Raw genomic sequence first — 14,620 nt, 5'->3', positions numbered from 1 at the left:
CCCCACGTCAGCGGCCGGGCCCCACGTCAGCTGCCGGGCCCCACGTCAGCGGCCGGGCCCCACGTCAGCGGCCGGGCCCCGCGTCAGCCGCGCCGGAGCAGCCGGGTCGCGCCCGCCGCCACCGTCGTCGCCAGGATCCAGCCGAGGAGGATCACCGCCGCGGCCAGCCACTGCCAGCCGCCGCGCAGCTGCCAGAAGCCGGCCTGGCCCAGGTCGATGACCGGCAGCAGCAGGTCCAGGGCGAACAGCGAGGCGTTCCACGGCGGATGCCCGTTGCCGTCGATCGGCGGATGGCTGGCGTGCGAGAAGGCGATCGACGACGCCGCCCACAGCACCGCCATCCACAGCGCGGCCCGTCCCGGCCGGTACCCGTAGGCGACCGTCCAGTCCTGCGCGTACCCCCACAGCTTGGCGGCCAGCGGCAGGGTCTCGCGGCGGCGGCGCTGCTTGGCGAGCAGCACCTCGCGCGCGTCCTCGTCCTCCCCGGAGTTGCGCAGCACCGTGGCCAGCCGCTCGTACGGCTCGGGGTTGTACTCGGCGGTCGCCGCCGCCACCCATTCCAGCCGCCGCGTCAGCGGGAAGGCGCCCTGCGGCACCAGGCTCTCGTAGGTGAAGCCGCCCATGTGGAGGCTGCCGGGGCCCGGCCAGCTGGACGCCCGGTCGATCAGGTTGACGACCCGCGCGCCGGACAGCACGACCCGGCCCCGCTCCGGCTTCTCCCCGAGGAAGCGCAGTTCGGGTGTCTGGACCCGGCGCAGCGACAGCTCCTGGTCGTCGTCGAGGACGAACCGGGCCCGTTCGAGGTCGACGGCGTCGCCGAACCGGCCGTCGTCCAGGCGGATGCCGCCCTGGCACTCGAAGCGCTGCACCAGCGTGCCGCGGGCCGGCGTGGTGCCGCTGGTCAGCAGCGGGTTGCCGATGCCCGCGGGCGTCATGTACAGCGTGCGGTTGACGGTGAGCTGCGGGGCGTTCAGGGCCAGCCGTGTGTACGGGTTGTTCAGCTTGCTGCCGCGCAGGCTGAGCGAGACGCCGACGGTGGCGCCGCGCAGGCTGAGCTCGCCGTGCGACTCCAGCATCTCGGCCTGGAGGTCCTGCCCGACGGTCATGCCGTCGCCGGTGAGCGAGCGCCCCCGCCGGTCCCGGTAGACGACGGCCTGGTTGAGCAGCAGATCGGTGCCGATGTGCGCGTCGGTCAGGCGCACCCCGTTGTGGAAACGGCAGCGCGGCAGGTGCAGGTCGCCCTCGGTGTGCAGCCGGGCCGCCTCCAGCCGGGGCACCGAGCAGTCCACCAGCCGTACGGTCGTGAAGCGGGCCTCCGGCAGCAGGACCTCCTTCTCGAACCGGCACCCCTTCAGCTCGACGTATGGCACCACGGAGCCGCCGGCGAGGTCGAGGACGTCGGTGATTTGGACGCCGGTCAGCTTCAGGGACGAGACCCTGCCCTGGAGGGCCGGAGGACCGTCGAGCAGCAGCCACGCCACGATCCGCGCCCGCACGCTGCGCTCGGGCCCCCACGGATGGCCGCCGTGCGGATCGTCGACGGCGCTGTCCCCGCTGCGCAGGTCGTACACGCTGCCGTTGCGGAAGGCCTGCCACATCCCGGCTTCGGCGGCGGTCAGTTCGTCCGGCAGGTCCCCGCCTCGGATGCCGGCACCCTCGGTCACGGCTCTTCCTTCCTCCCCAGCTACTCGCGGGTTTCGTACAATCGTTCAATGCCCGCTCGGTGACCGCCCGAACGCTACTGGTGACGAGGATCTTCCGGTGAACCGAAGGTGGCCTGTATCAGCCATTGATACGGGCGTCCGGCGCCTTGTCGCCGTCTGAGAGAATTGGGCCTGTGATCTCCCGAATCGATCTGCGCGGCGACGCCCTCCCCGAGGGCTCCGCCCTGCGCGACCTGCTGCCCCGAGCCGACTTCGACGTTTCGGCCGCACTGGAGAAGGTGCGTCCGATCTGCGAGGCCGTGCATCATCGGGGCGACGCGGCGCTGATCGACTACGCGGAGAAATTCGACGGCGTCCGGCTGGAATCGGTACGCGTCCCTGTCGAGGCGCTCCGTGACGCGCTCGACACGCTCGACCCCGCCGTGCGGGCCGCCCTGGAGGAGTCGATCCGGCGCGCCCGGCTCGTCCACCGCGAGCAGCGGCGCACCGCCCACACGACCCAGGTCGTGCCGGGCGGCTCGGTGACCGAGAAGTGGGTCCCGGTCGACCGCGTCGGTCTCTACGCGCCCGGCGGCCGGTCGGTCTACCCGTCCTCCGTGATCATGAACGTCGTCCCCGCCCAGGAGGCCGGCGTCGGCTCCATCGCGCTGGCCTCACCCGCCCAGGCCGAGTTCGGCGGGCTGCCGCACCCCACGATCCTGGCCGCCTGCGCGCTGCTCGGCGTCGACGAGGTGTACGCGGCGGGCGGCGCGACCGCCGTCGCGATGTTCGCGCACGGCACCGAGTCCTGCCCGCCCGCCAACATGGTCACCGGCCCCGGCAACATCTGGGTCGCCGCCGCCAAGCGCTACTTCGCGGGCAAGATCGGCATCGATGCCGAGGCCGGACCCACGGAGATCGCGATCCTCGCCGACGCGACCGCCGACCCGGTGCACGTCGCCTCGGACCTGATCAGCCAGGCCGAGCACGACCCGCTGGCCGCCGCCGTCCTCGTCACGGACTCCGTGGAGCTCGCCGACGCGGTCGAGAAGGAGCTGGAGCCGCAGGTCGCGGCCACCCGGCACATCGAGGACCGGATCGTCCCGGCGCTCGGCGGCAGGCAGTCCGCCGTCGTGCTCGTCGACGGCGTGGAGGAGGGCCTGCGGGTCGTCGACGCGTACGGCGCCGAGCACCTGGAGATCCAGACCGCCGACGCCGCCCGCGTCGCCGACCGCGTCAGGAACGCGGGCGCGATCTTCGTCGGCCCCTGGGCCCCGGTCTCGCTGGGCGACTACGCGGCGGGCTCGAACCACGTCCTGCCCACCGGCGGCTGTGCCTGCCACTCCTCCGGCCTGTCCGTCCAGTCCTTCCTGCGCGGCATCCACATCGTGGACTACACGAAGGACGCGCTGGCCGACGTGGCGCACCACGTGGTGACGCTCGCGGAGGCGGAGGACCTGCCCGCGCACGGCGCGGCGATCAAGGCCCGGTTCGGTTGGAAGGTGCCTGAGAGCAAGTGAGCTTCGGAATCGACGATCTCCCCGTACGGGACGAGCTGCGCGGCAAGTCCCCCTATGGCGCGCCCCAGCTCGACGTCCCCGTGCGCCTGAACACCAACGAGAACCCGTACCCGCTGCCCGAGCCGCTCGTCGAACGGATCGCCGAGCGGGTGCGCGAAGCCGCCCGTGACCTCAACCGCTACCCCGACCGGGACGCGGTTCAGCTGCGCACGGAGCTGGCCAAGTACCTGACGCGGACCGGCGGCCACCGGGTCGGCCAGGAGAACGTCTGGGCGGCCAACGGGTCGAACGAGGTCATCCAGCAGCTGCTGCAGACCTTCGGCGGCCCCGGCCGCACGGCGATCGGCTTCGAGCCGTCGTACTCGATGCACGCGCTCATCGCGCGGGGCACCGGTACCGGCTGGATCTCCGGTCCCCGCACGGAGGACTTCACGATCGACGTCGCGGCGGCCGAGCAGGCCATCGCCGAGAACCGGCCCGACGTGGTCTTCATCACCACCCCCAACAACCCCACGGGCAACGCGGTCCCGCCCGAGACGGTCCTCGCGCTGTACGAGGCGGCCCAGGCGGCCAAGCCGTCGATGGTGGTCGTGGACGAGGCGTACATCGAGTTCAGCCACGGCGACTCGCTGCTGCCGCTGCTCGAAGGCAGGCCGAATCTCGTCGTCTCGCGCACCATGTCCAAGGCCTTCGGGGCGGCGGGGCTGCGCCTCGGCTACCTCGCCGCGCACCCCGCCGTCGTGGACGCCGTCCAGCTGGTCCGGCTGCCGTACCACCTGTCGGCCGTCACCCAGGCGACCGCGCTGGCCGCCCTGGAGCACACCGACACCCTGCTCGGATACGTGGAGCAGCTCAAGGCCGAGCGTGACCGGCTGGTCGCCGAACTGCGCGCGATCGGCTACGAGGTCACCGAGTCCGACGCGAACTTCGTCCAGTTCGGCCGGTTCGACGGCGCGGACGGCTCCCACGAGGCCTGGCGGCGGATCCTCGACCGGGGCGTCCTGGTCCGGGACAACGGCGTGCCGGGATGGCTGCGGGTGTCCGCCGGGACCCCCGAAGAGAACGACGCGTTCCTCGACGCGGTCCGTGAACTGAAGAAGGAGCAGAGCGCATGAGCCGCGTAGGACGCGTGGAGCGCACCACGAAGGAGACGTCGGTCCTCGTCGAGATCGATCTCGACGGGTCCGGCAAGGTCGACGTGTCGACGGGTGTCGGCTTCTACGACCACATGCTCGACCAGCTCGGCCGGCACGGTCTGTTCGACCTGACCGTGAAGACCGAGGGCGACCTGCACATCGACTCGCACCACACCATCGAGGACACCGCCCTCGCCCTGGGCGCCGCCTTCAAGCAGGCGCTCGGCGACAAGGTGGGGATCTACCGCTTCGGCAACTGCACGGTCCCGCTCGACGAGTCGCTCGCCCAGGTCACCGTCGACCTCTCCGGCCGCCCCTACCTCGTGCACACCGAGCCCGAGAACATGGCGCCGATGATCGGCGAGTACGACACCACGATGACCCGGCACATCCTGGAGTCCTTCGTCGCCCAGGCGCAGATCGCGCTGCACGTGCACGTGCCCTACGGGCGCAACGCGCACCACATCGTGGAGTGCCAGTTCAAGGCCCTCGCCCGGGCCCTGCGCTACGCCTCCGAGCGCGACCCGCGCGCCGCCGGCATCCTGCCCTCCACGAAGGGGGCGCTGTGAGCGGCGCACCTGCGGCCGCCGGGCCGCGGACGACGATGACGATGCCCCGGCCGCCGCGCCGCCGGGGCGCAGAAGCGAACGGAAAGACACTGTGACCGGCCTGTCGAGCATCCTGATCGTCGTCGGACTCTTCCTCCTCGGCGGCGTCTACTCCTTCGCCAAGCAGAAGATGCCGCGGAGCCTCATCGTGCTGCTCTCCATCGGTGCCGCGATGTGTCTCGTCGCGGGCGTCATGAGGCTGGAGGTGTGGGCGTGAGCGACCCGAAGAAGGTCGTCGTCTTCGACTACGGCTTCGGGAACGTGCGGTCCGCCGAGCGGGCCCTCGCCCGCGCGGGCGCCGAGGTCGAGATCACCCGCGACTTCGACACCGCCATGAACGCGGACGGACTGCTGGTGCCCGGCGTGGGCGCCTTCGCCGCCTGCATGAACGGCCTCAAGGAGGCCCGCGGCGACTGGATCATCGGCCGCCGGCTCTCCGGCGGCCGCCCGGTGATGGGTATCTGCGTCGGCATGCAGATCCTCTTCGCCCGCGGCATCGAGCACGGCGTGGAGGCCGAGGGTCTGGACGAGTGGCCCGGCACGGTCGGACCGCTCCAGGCCGACGTCGTGCCCCACATGGGCTGGAACACGGTCGAGGCGCCGGCCGACTCGGAGCTCTTCGCGGGCCTCGACGCCGACGCCCGCTTCTACTTCGTGCACTCCTACGCCGTCCACGACTGGTCCCTGGAAGCCGCGAACCCGGCGATGCGCGCTCCCAAGGTCACCTGGTCCACGTACGGCGAGCCCTTCGTGGCCGCCGTCGAGAACGGCGCATTGTGGGCCACGCAGTTCCACCCCGAGAAGTCCGGCGACGCCGGAGCGCAGCTGCTGAACAACTGGATCGGAACCCTCTGATGGCTTCGAAGCTCGAACTCCTCCCCGCCGTCGACGTCCGCGACGGGCAGGCCGTCCGCCTGGTGCACGGCGAGTCCGGCACGGAGACGTCCTACGGCTCGCCCCTGGAGGCCGCCCTCGCCTGGCAGAGCGCGGGCGCCGAGTGGCTGCACCTCGTCGACCTGGACGCCGCGTTCGGCACCGGCGACAACCGCGCCCTGATCGCCGAGGTCGCGAAGGCCATGGACATCAAGGTGGAGCTGTCCGGCGGCATCCGCGACGACGACACGCTCGCCGCGGCCCTCGCCACCGGCTGCACCCGCGTCAACCTCGGCACCGCGGCGCTGGAGACCCCCGAGTGGGTCGCCAAGGTCATCGCCGAGCACGGCGACAAGATCGCGGTCGGGCTCGACGTCCGTGGCACCACGCTGCGCGGCCGCGGCTGGACCCGCGACGGCGGTGACCTCTACGAGACGCTGGAGCGACTGAACGCCGAGGGCTGCGCGCGGTACGTGGTCACCGACATCGCCAAGGACGGCACGCTCCAGGGCCCGAACCTGGAACTGCTGAGGAACGTGTGCGCGGCGACGGACCGCCCGGTCGTGGCCTCCGGCGGCGTGTCCTCCCTGGACGACCTGCGGGCCATCGCCGAGCTGGTGCCCCTCGGCGTCGAGGGCTCGATCGTCGGCAAGGCCCTGTACGCGAAGGCGTTCACATTGGAAGAGGCCCTGGAGGCGGTCTCCGTATGACCGACGACGGAGTACGGCGGATCTCCTCGGGCGGTCCGTTCGAGGACACGGTCGGCTACTCGCGGGCGGTGGAACTGCCCAACGGCCTGGTCCTGGTGTCCGGTTGCACCTCCGTGGTCGGTGGCGTGATAGACGCGGGCACGCCGTACGAGCAGACGGTCAACGCCTTCCGGTCGGCGCTCGACGCGCTGAAGACCCTGGGACTCGGCCGCGAGCACGTGGTGCGCACGCGGATGTACATCACCCATGCCCGCGACGTGGACGAGGTGGGCCGCGCCCACAAGGAGCTCTTCGACGACGTGCGCCCCGCCACGTCGATGCTCATCGTCTCCGGCTTCATCGACCCGAGCCTGGTCGTCGAGGTCGAGGTGGAGGCGTTCCGCCCCCGGGCGGAGAACGGAGGTGCGCAGTCATGACGCTCGCGGTACGCGTCATCCCCTGCCTGGACGTGGACAACGGCCGGGTCGTCAAGGGGGTCAACTTCCAGAACCTGCGCGACGCGGGCGACCCCGTCGAGATGGCCAAGGTGTACGACGCCGAAGGCGCCGACGAGCTGACGTTCCTCGACATCACGGCGTCCTCCGGCAACCGGGAGACCACGTACGACGTGGTGCGCCGCACGGCCGAGCAGGTCTTCATCCCGCTCACGGTGGGCGGCGGCGTCCGCACCGCCGAGGACGTGGACAAGCTGCTGCGGGCCGGCGCGGACAAGGTCGGCGTCAACACCGCGGCCATCGCGCGGCCCGACCTCATCCGGGAGATCGCGGAGCGGTTCGGGCGGCAGGTGCTGGTGCTGTCCGTGGACGCCCGGCGCACCGAAGCCGGTTCCTTCGAGGTCACCACGCACGGCGGCCGCAAGGGCACGGGCATCGACGCCGTCGAGTGGGCGCACCGCGCCGCCGAACTGGGCGCGGGCGAGATCCTGCTCAACTCTATGGACGCGGACGGCACGAAGGACGGGTACGACATCGAGATGATCGAGGCCGTACGCAAGCACGTGAGCGTCCCGCTGATCGCCAGCGGCGGCGCCGGCCGGCTCGCGCACTTCCCGCCCGCCATCGACGCGGGCGCGGACGCGGTGCTGGCCGCGTCGGTCTTCCACTTCGGGGATCTGCGGATCGGCGAGGTGAAGGAGACGCTGCGGGGGGCGGGGCACCCCGTCCGCTGAGGTCCCGCCGGCGTCCGCCGCCGCGGACGTCGGCAGCCGTTGTCGAGCCCCGGTCACCGAGTGGCCGGGGCTTCTCCCTGGAGTGATACGAAAGGAAAGTTGCGCAATTTCCGTTGCGCAACTTTCCTTTCGTATCTAGGGTGAAGACATGGCGGAGGAAGAGAGTCGCAAGGAGAGCCGCAGGGTCTCGGATCTGGGAACGCTCAAGGCGCTCTCGCACCCGCTGCGGATGAATCTGTACCGCTCGCTGCACGTGGCCGGCGCGGCCACCGCGTCGCAACTGGGGGAGCAGGTCGACGAGGCCCCCTCCCTGGTGAGCTACCACCTGCGCAAGCTGGCGGAGCACGGATTGATCGAGGAGGCGCAGCCGCGCAGTGGGGACGGCCGCGAGCGGTGGTGGCAGCCGACGTCCGGGGGCGTGAGCTTCCACGACGAGGACTTCCGCGGCGCCCCCGAGACGGCCGCCGCGCACACCGCGTTCGCCCGGCTCCTCGTCGACCAGCGCGCCGACCTCTACCGGCGCTACCTGGACGAGCGGCACGCCTGGGCGCCCGAGTGGCGCACCGCCTCCTCCGACTCCGAGTCCAGCCTGCGTCTCACGGCAGCCGAACTCTCCGAGCTCAACGAGGAGTTGCTCGACCTCGTCAGGAAGTACGACGAGCGGGGCCGCACGGCCGAGGAGGCCGGCGACACCGAAGGCCGCGAGAACGTCGCGGTGCACCTGTACGGCTTCCCGTTCCGGGCCTGACCCTCCCGCAGGGACCTCGCGGCACACGACGCGTCACGGCGCGAGAGCCGCGCCCGCGCGGCACCTGGCCCGCGTCCCGGGACCTGCTCCCGGCCCGTACCCCGCACATGCCTCCCTCCGTGCTCGTCTCAGCGTCTGAGAGGACCTGGACCGTGACCACGACCGTCATGACACCGGCCCCCGCCGCCGAAGCCCGCCCCGCCCACCGCGACGGCAACGTACTGCGCTGGCTCGGCGCCTACACCTCGTCGATGATCGGCGACAACGTCTACTACATCGCGTTGTCCTGGGCCGCCGTGCAGGCCGGGACACCCGCGCAGGCCGGTCTCGTGATGACCGTCAGCGCGATTCCGCGGGCCCTGCTGATGCTGGGCGGGGGAGTGGTCGCCGACCGGTTCGGACCGCGGAAGGTCGTCATCGGCAGCGACGCCGTGCGCTGCGCCGCCGTGCTGGGGGTGGCGGCCCTGCTGTTCGCGACCTCCCCGGGGCTGTGGCCGCTGGCCCTGCTGGGCCTCGTCTTCGGCACCGTCGACGCGGTCTTCATGCCCGCCGTGGGCGCCCTCCCGGCCCGCATCACGAGCCGCGGTCAACTGGCCCGCGTCCAGGGCATGAGGGGTCTCGCGATCCGCTTCGCCAATGTCGCAGGCGCCCCGCTCGGCGGCCTCGGCGTGGCGCTCGGCGGCGCCGCCGCGGCGTTCGGGCTGGCGGGGGTGCTGATCGCCGTGTCCGTGCCGCTGCTCGTCTCCGTCCGCGTGCGGGAGCTGCCCGCCGACGACGCGGCCTCGGAGCGCACCCCGTGGCGTGACCTGCGCGAGGGCCTCGGCTACATCCGGCGCCATCGCGTCCTCGCGCCTCTCGTGGTCGCCATCGCGCTCGGCGATCTCGGCTTCGTCGGGCCGCTCAACGTGGGCCTGACCCTGCTGGCCGACCGGCGCGGCTGGGGCGCCTCCGGCATCGGCTGGGTGCTCGCCGGGTTCGGGATCGGTGCGGGCGCCGCGGCCCTGCTCCTCACCGTGCGCGGCAGGCTGCCGTACGCCGGCCGGGTGGCCGCGGTGGCGATCCTCGCCGGTTCGGTCGCCATCGGCGCCCTCGCCTTCGTGCCGACCGTGGCCGCGGCCGTCGGAGTCGCCCTGGTCGTCGGACTGTTCGCCGGGCTCAGCGGTGCCCTGTGCGGCGCGCTGCTGCAGACCCACGCCGACCCCGCCTTCCTGGGCCGGGTCAGCTCCGTCGCCACCATCGGCAGCCTGGGGCTCGCCCCGCTGAGCATGCCGCTGACCGCCGCCGCGATCGGCTGGTGGGGTACCGGGCCCGTGTTCGTCGTCAGCGCCGCGGTGTGCGGCCTCGGCGGGGTGGTCACTCTCTGCGTCCGCGATCTGCGCCGCGCCGAACTGCCCCGCTGAACACCGCCCCGGCGGACTTGCGCCGTCGCCGTCGCCGCTGCCGTCACCGGCGGCGCGCGGCCCACGGTCTGCCGGCCGGGGGCCATGCCGGGGGCCCGTGCTGCTGCCCGTGCTCTTCCGCCGGGCGGCGGCCGCGGGCCTCACCAGCGACGGCGGCGCCGACCGGGTGAGGCCCGCGGCCGGCTGCGCGACGCGCTGGTCTCCTTCGAGCGGGGCGGCGCGCTCGGCCGGGCCGCGCGGGCGCGGGCCGAACTGCGCGCCACCGGGAACGCCGCACCGCGTGAACCGTCCGGCCCGCCGGCGCTGCTGACGCCCCAGCGGCTGCGGATCGCGCGGTGCGTGGTGGAGCGCGCCACCGATCGTGAGGCGGCGCTCGGCCTGTCCGTGAGTCCCCGCACCGCCGACCACCACCTGCGGAATGTCTTCGCCGTCCTGGGGGTCCGCTCCCGCGTCGAGCTCTCCCGACCGGTGGACCGGGCCGAGAAGACCATCGCACGCCCCTAGGTACCGACCGGGCGGTATGTCATCCTGCGGGATCAGGAGGTCCGGAGCACCCGTGAGCCGCGCGTCGGCGCACCGGGCCGCCCGGACCGAGCCGACTCCGGTGGAGGACAGCGATGCAGCACCTCGTACCCGCCCACGTCCGGCCCCTGCCCGGACCGCGGCCCCCGGTACCCGCCGCACGCCCGGCCGTCGACGCGGAGGCACTCTCCGTACTGCACCGCGCGGCCCGGACGCTCATGGCGGGGCTGCCCGAGCTCACCGAACGCCTGATGACCCTCCTGAGCGAGTGCGAACCCGCCTACCGCACGGCCGTGCGGACCGACCCGGAGAACGTGCGCGACGAGGTGCAGCGCTCGCTGCGGCTCAACGTCGGATCCCTCATCCGGCCCGGCGAGCTGCGCGAGGCCGCCCACCGCTGCTCCTGGGCCATCGGCAGGGCCCGGGCCGAGGACGGCCTCCCCCTGGACGCCCTGCTGCGCGCCTTCCGGCTGGGCGGCGGCATGGTCTGGCAGGGGCTCGTCGACGAGACGGCCCGCCGCGACCCCGCCGACGTACGGCTGCTCGTGCACGTGGCCGCAGACGTGTGGAACTTCGTCGACGACCACTGCGCGATCGTCGCCGACGCCTACCGCCAGACCGAGCGCGAGCTGACGTGGCGCCGGGAGAACCGGCTGCGGCTGATGACGACCGCGTTGCTGTACGGCACCGCGCGCATCGCCGACCTGCCCGCCACCGCGGCCGCCCTGGGGCTCCCCGAAGAGGGCCGGTACGCCGTCGTGCTGGCCCGCCTGCCCGCCGTCCGGGCGGGTGCGGACGTAGGCGGCCGGGTGCACCTGCCCGGCCTGCGCGTCCTGTGGTCCCGTGATCGCGACGGCGGCGGGAGCTACGGGATCGTCCTGCTCGGCGGTGACCTCGACGTGCCCCACGGCGGGGGCGAGCCCGGCCACGACCACGACCGCGGTCCAGGTGCCCGGGGCCCGGAGCGCACGGCAGCCGGGCCGGAGGCCGGCGGCCCGGGCGGCGGTGACGGCCCCGAGGGGGAGCACGCCCGGACGCACGGGACCGACGCGGACGCCGGGGAGATCGCCCGGCGGCTGGCCTGCCCGCCCGGTTCCCGGATCGGGGTGAGCCCGGTGGTGGAGGGCCTCGCCGCGATCGGCGACGCCCGCCGCCTGGCCGACACGGCGCTCCGGGCCTGCCCGCGCTCCGGGGGGACCGTCGTACTGGAGGAGCACCTGCCGGCCGCCCTCGTCGTCTCCGCCCCGGCCCTCGGGGCGGCGCTCGCCGAGCGGGTCCTCGGCCCGCTGCTGCGGCTGGACGCCTCCGACCGGGACATCATGCTGGACACCCTGACGGCCTGGCTCGCCTGCGACGGCTCGGCCCAGCGTGCCGCCGGCCGGCTCTACTGCCACCGCAACACGGTCCTGAACCGGCTGCGCCGCTGCGAACAGCTCACCGGCCGCTCCCTGACCCGGCCCGCGGACATCGTGGAACTCTCGCTCGCCCTGGCCGCCCGCAACCTGCTGGACCCCTGACGGGCACCGGGAGCGGCGCGGGCGGGCCGCCCCCCCGCCGACCGCTCAGATCCCGAGCTGCTTCCCCTCGTGCAGCTTCGTGATCGCGTCCTTGTCGCCGTCCAGTTCCACATCGGCCACCTGCTGCCGGCCGAGCGCGAACATCAGCAGCTCCGCGGGCTCACCCGTCGCCGTCACGACCGGAGTGCCCTTGTGCGCGACGGCGGTCTGGCCGTCCGGGCGGCGCAGCACCAGGCCGGTCGGGGAGCCGCGGCCGGCCAGCCGGGCCGTGCGCTCCAGCCGGGACCACAGGGCGTCCTGGAACACCGTGTCCAGCTCGCGCGGCGTCCAGTCGGGCTGCGCGCGCCGCACGTCCTCGGTGTGGACGTAGAACTCGACCGTGTTCGACGCCTCGTCGATCTGCTTCAGGGAGAAGGGCGAGAACCGCGGCGGACCCGTACGGATCAGCTGGATCAGTTCCTCGTACGGCTTCTCGGCGAACTCCGCCATCACGCGCTCCAGCCGCGGTGCGAGCGGTTTGATCAGGATTCCGCCGGCCGCGTCGGCACGGCGCTCGCGGATCACCACGTGCGCGGCGAGGTCCCGGGTGTTCCAGCCCTCGCACAGGGTCGGGGCGTCCGGGCCCACGGCCTCCAACAGATCGGCCAGGAGAAGTCGTTCACGCTTGGCATGGGTCGACATGCGGCAAGCCTACGACCGCCTCCTCCGTCCGCCCAGTGGACACCGGCCGCCGGGACGGCGTGCCCGCGCCGCACGGCCCGGTCGGTGTCCGGCTCGTGGACGACGCCGGGACGCGCCGTCCCGGCGCGGCAGAATGGCACCCATGACCAGCACGCCTCAGCCCAGCAGGCCCAGCGGCCTGGACCCCGAGATCGCCGCGCGCCTCAAGCGCAGCGCCGACGGGCTCGTCCCCGCCATCGCCCAGCAGTACGACACCGGTGAGGTGCTCATGCTGGGCTGGATGGACGACGAGGCGCTGCATCGCACCCTCACCACGGGCCGCTGCACGTACTGGTCGCGCAGCCGCCGGGAGTACTGGGTCAAGGGCGACACCTCCGGCCATGTCCAGCACGTGAGGTCCGTGGCCCTGGACTGCGACGCCGACACGCTCCTGGTGAAGGTCGACCAGGTGGGGCCGGCCTGCCACACCGGAGCCCGCACCTGCTTCGACGCCGACGTCCTGCTCAAGGACGCCGATTCCGGCGTGCCGTCACTGGATCAGTAGGGTCAGCCGCCATGGACCTCGAGACCTTCCGCAAGCTGGCCACGGACCGCCGTGTGATCCCCGTCAGCCGCAAGCTCCTCGCGGACGGCGACACGCCGGTCGCGCTGTACCGCAAGCTCGCCGCCGAGCGCCCCGGGACCTTCCTCCTGGAGTCCGCGGAGAACGGCCGCTCCTGGTCCCGCTACTCCTTCGTGGGCGTCCGTTCGGCCGCGACGCTCACCGAGCGGGACGGGCAGGCGCAGTGGCTCGGCACCCCGCCCGTCGGCGTCCCCGTCGACGGCGACCCGCTGGCCGCCCTGCGCGCCACCATCGAGGCGCTGCACACCCCGCACGGCGAGGGCCTGCCCCCGTTCACCGGCGGCATGGTCGGCTATCTGGGCTACGACATCGTGCGCCGCCTGGAGAAGATCGGCCCCGGCGAGCGGGACGACCTGAAGCTGCCCGAGCTGACCATGCTGCTCACCAGCGACCTGGCCGTCATGGACCACTGGGAGGGCTCGGTCCAGCTGATCGCCAACGCGATCAACCACAACGACCTCGACACCGGCGTCGACGAGGCCTACGCGGACGCCGTCGCCCGCCTCGACGCCATGGAGGCCGACCTGTCGCGCGCGGTGTCCCAGCCGCCCGCCGCGCTCCCGCCCTCGGAACTGCCCGAGTACACCGCCCTGTGGGGCGGCGCCGACTTCCGGGACGCCGTCGAGGACGTCAAGGAGCGCATCCGGGCGGGCGAGGCCTTCCAGGTCGTCCCCTCCCAGCGCTTCGAGACGCCGTGCACGGCGAGCGCCCTGGACGTGTACCGCGTACTTCGGGCGACCAATCCGTCGCCGTACATGTACCTGTTCCGCTTCGACGGCTTCGACGTCGTCGGCTCGTCCCCCGAGGCCTTGGTCAAGGTCGAGGACGGGCACGCGATGGTGCACCCCATCGCGGGCACCCGGCCGCGCGGTGCCACCGTCCAGGAGGACCAGGCCCTCGCCGACGAGCTGATGGCCGACCCCAAGGAGCGCGCCGAGCACCTCATGCTCGTCGACCTGGGCCGCAACGACCTCGGCCGGGTCTGCGAACCCGGCTCCGTCGAGGTCGTCGACTTCATGTCCGTCGAGCGGTACTCGCACGTCATGCACATCGTGTCGACCGTGACGGGGCGGGTCGCGCGAGGGCGCACGGCCTTCGACGTCCTGGCCGCCTGCTTCCCCGCGGGCACCCTGTCCGGAGCTCCCAAGCCGCGCGCGATGCAGATCATCGACGAACTGGAGCCGTCCCGGCGCGGGTTGTACGGCGGCTGCGTCGGCTATCTGGACTTCGCGGGCGACTCCGACACCGCCATCGCGATCCGCACGGCCCTGCTGCGCGACGGCACGGCGTACGTCCAGGCGGGCGCGGGCATCGTCGCCGACTCCGACCCGGTCGCCGAGGACCACGAGTGCCGCAACAAGGCGGCGGCCGTCCTGCGCGCGGTGCACACCGCGAACCGCCTGGGCCGGTAGCGCCGTTGGCCCCCGTCCGCGGGGGCTGCCGGAACGCCCGGCTCCCGGTAATAGGACGAG

15 protein-coding genes and 1 pseudogene are annotated in these 14,620 nt (G+C 73.0%); 14 read left to right on the top strand and 2 right to left on the bottom strand.

Going from position 1 to position 14,620, the window contains the following annotated elements:
* Window positions 1–83 precede the first annotated feature (83 nt).
* Window positions 84–1,664: a hypothetical protein gene (locus H305_RS0126955; RefSeq protein ID WP_028803164.1), complete on the bottom strand. Its 1,581-nt coding sequence runs from the start codon at window positions 1,662–1,664 to the stop codon at window positions 84–86.
* 173 nt (window positions 1,665–1,837) lie between these two features.
* Here H305_RS0126955 and hisD point away from each other — a divergent pair, with 173 nt between their 5' ends.
* The 12 genes and pseudogenes from hisD to H305_RS0126895 all read left to right on the top strand — a co-directional run bounded on the left by hisD (window position 1,838) and on the right by H305_RS0126895 (window position 11,845).
* Window positions 1,838–3,163 (top strand): histidinol dehydrogenase, encoded by a 1,326-nt coding sequence (hisD, locus tag H305_RS0126950; RefSeq protein ID WP_028803163.1) that lies wholly within the window; start codon window positions 1,838–1,840, stop codon window positions 3,161–3,163.
* Complete coding sequence (locus tag H305_RS0126945; RefSeq protein ID WP_028803162.1) at window positions 3,160–4,278, top strand: histidinol-phosphate transaminase; 1,119 nt, start codon at window positions 3,160–3,162, stop codon at window positions 4,276–4,278. Before hisD ends, H305_RS0126945 begins: the two co-directional genes overlap by 4 nt.
* Window positions 4,275–4,868 (top strand): imidazoleglycerol-phosphate dehydratase HisB, encoded by a 594-nt coding sequence (gene hisB, locus H305_RS0126940; RefSeq protein WP_010987556.1) that lies wholly within the window; start codon window positions 4,275–4,277, stop codon window positions 4,866–4,868. The genes H305_RS0126945 and hisB overlap by 4 nt, the downstream gene beginning before the upstream one ends.
* 91 nt (window positions 4,869–4,959) lie before the next feature.
* Window positions 4,960–5,124, top strand: a complete 165-nt coding sequence (locus H305_RS54120) for a hypothetical protein (RefSeq protein ID WP_028803161.1) — start codon at window positions 4,960–4,962, stop codon at window positions 5,122–5,124.
* On the top strand, window positions 5,121–5,762 hold the full coding sequence (gene hisH / locus H305_RS0126930; protein WP_420708138.1) for an imidazole glycerol phosphate synthase subunit HisH: 642 nt from the start codon (window positions 5,121–5,123) through the stop codon (window positions 5,760–5,762). The genes H305_RS54120 and hisH overlap by 4 nt, the downstream gene beginning before the upstream one ends.
* Entirely contained in the window at window positions 5,762–6,490 is a 729-nt protein-coding gene (priA, locus tag H305_RS0126925; RefSeq protein ID WP_028803159.1) for a bifunctional 1-(5-phosphoribosyl)-5-((5-phosphoribosylamino)methylideneamino)imidazole-4-carboxamide isomerase/phosphoribosylanthranilate isomerase PriA, read from the top strand. The genes hisH and priA overlap by 1 nt, the downstream gene beginning before the upstream one ends.
* Window positions 6,487–6,906 (top strand): RidA family protein, encoded by a 420-nt coding sequence (locus H305_RS0126920; protein ID WP_028803158.1) that lies wholly within the window; start codon window positions 6,487–6,489, stop codon window positions 6,904–6,906. Before priA ends, H305_RS0126920 begins: the two co-directional genes overlap by 4 nt.
* Window positions 6,903–7,658: an imidazole glycerol phosphate synthase subunit HisF gene (gene hisF, locus H305_RS0126915; protein WP_028803157.1), complete on the top strand. Its 756-nt coding sequence runs from the start codon at window positions 6,903–6,905 to the stop codon at window positions 7,656–7,658. The genes H305_RS0126920 and hisF overlap by 4 nt, the downstream gene beginning before the upstream one ends.
* 148 nt (window positions 7,659–7,806) lie before the next feature.
* A complete protein-coding gene (locus H305_RS0126910; RefSeq protein ID WP_028803156.1) occupies window positions 7,807–8,406 on the top strand; it encodes an ArsR/SmtB family transcription factor in 600 nt (199 codons plus the stop codon).
* 167 nt (window positions 8,407–8,573) lie between these two features.
* Window positions 8,574–9,806: an MFS transporter gene (locus H305_RS0126905; RefSeq protein ID WP_199791463.1), complete on the top strand. Its 1,233-nt coding sequence runs from the start codon at window positions 8,574–8,576 to the stop codon at window positions 9,804–9,806.
* A gap of 135 nt (window positions 9,807–9,941) precedes the next feature.
* A pseudogene (locus H305_RS0126900) lies at window positions 9,942–10,310 on the top strand (helix-turn-helix domain-containing protein); the annotation flags it as partial.
* Between the two features lie 113 nt (window positions 10,311–10,423).
* On the top strand, window positions 10,424–11,845 hold the full coding sequence (locus tag H305_RS0126895) for a PucR family transcriptional regulator (RefSeq protein ID WP_028803153.1): 1,422 nt from the start codon (window positions 10,424–10,426) through the stop codon (window positions 11,843–11,845).
* Window positions 11,846–11,890: 45 nt separating this feature from the next.
* On the opposite strand, the gene H305_RS0126890 is transcribed toward H305_RS0126895, so the two are convergent.
* The gene (locus tag H305_RS0126890) at window positions 11,891–12,526 is read right to left on the bottom strand and encodes a TIGR03085 family metal-binding protein (RefSeq protein WP_028803152.1); all 636 of its coding nucleotides are present in this window, start codon (window positions 12,524–12,526) and stop codon (window positions 11,891–11,893) included.
* Between the two features lie 142 nt (window positions 12,527–12,668).
* Between H305_RS0126890 and hisI the strand changes: the two genes are divergently transcribed.
* Both hisI and H305_RS0126880 read left to right on the top strand, forming a co-directional pair.
* The gene (gene hisI, locus H305_RS0126885; protein ID WP_028803151.1) at window positions 12,669–13,070 is read left to right on the top strand and encodes a phosphoribosyl-AMP cyclohydrolase; all 402 of its coding nucleotides are present in this window, start codon (window positions 12,669–12,671) and stop codon (window positions 13,068–13,070) included.
* An 11-nt stretch (window positions 13,071–13,081) separates the two neighbouring features.
* Window positions 13,082–14,560, top strand: coding sequence for an anthranilate synthase component I (locus H305_RS0126880; RefSeq protein WP_028803150.1), 1,479 nt, complete (start codon window positions 13,082–13,084; stop codon window positions 14,558–14,560).
* Window positions 14,561–14,620 lie beyond the last annotated feature (60 nt).

The organism is Streptomyces sp. 142MFCol3.1 (assembly GCF_000424945.1).
Lineage (GTDB): Bacteria > Actinomycetota > Actinomycetes > Streptomycetales > Streptomycetaceae > Streptomyces > Streptomyces siamensis.
This window is presented reverse-complemented; position numbering and strand designations above follow the sequence as displayed.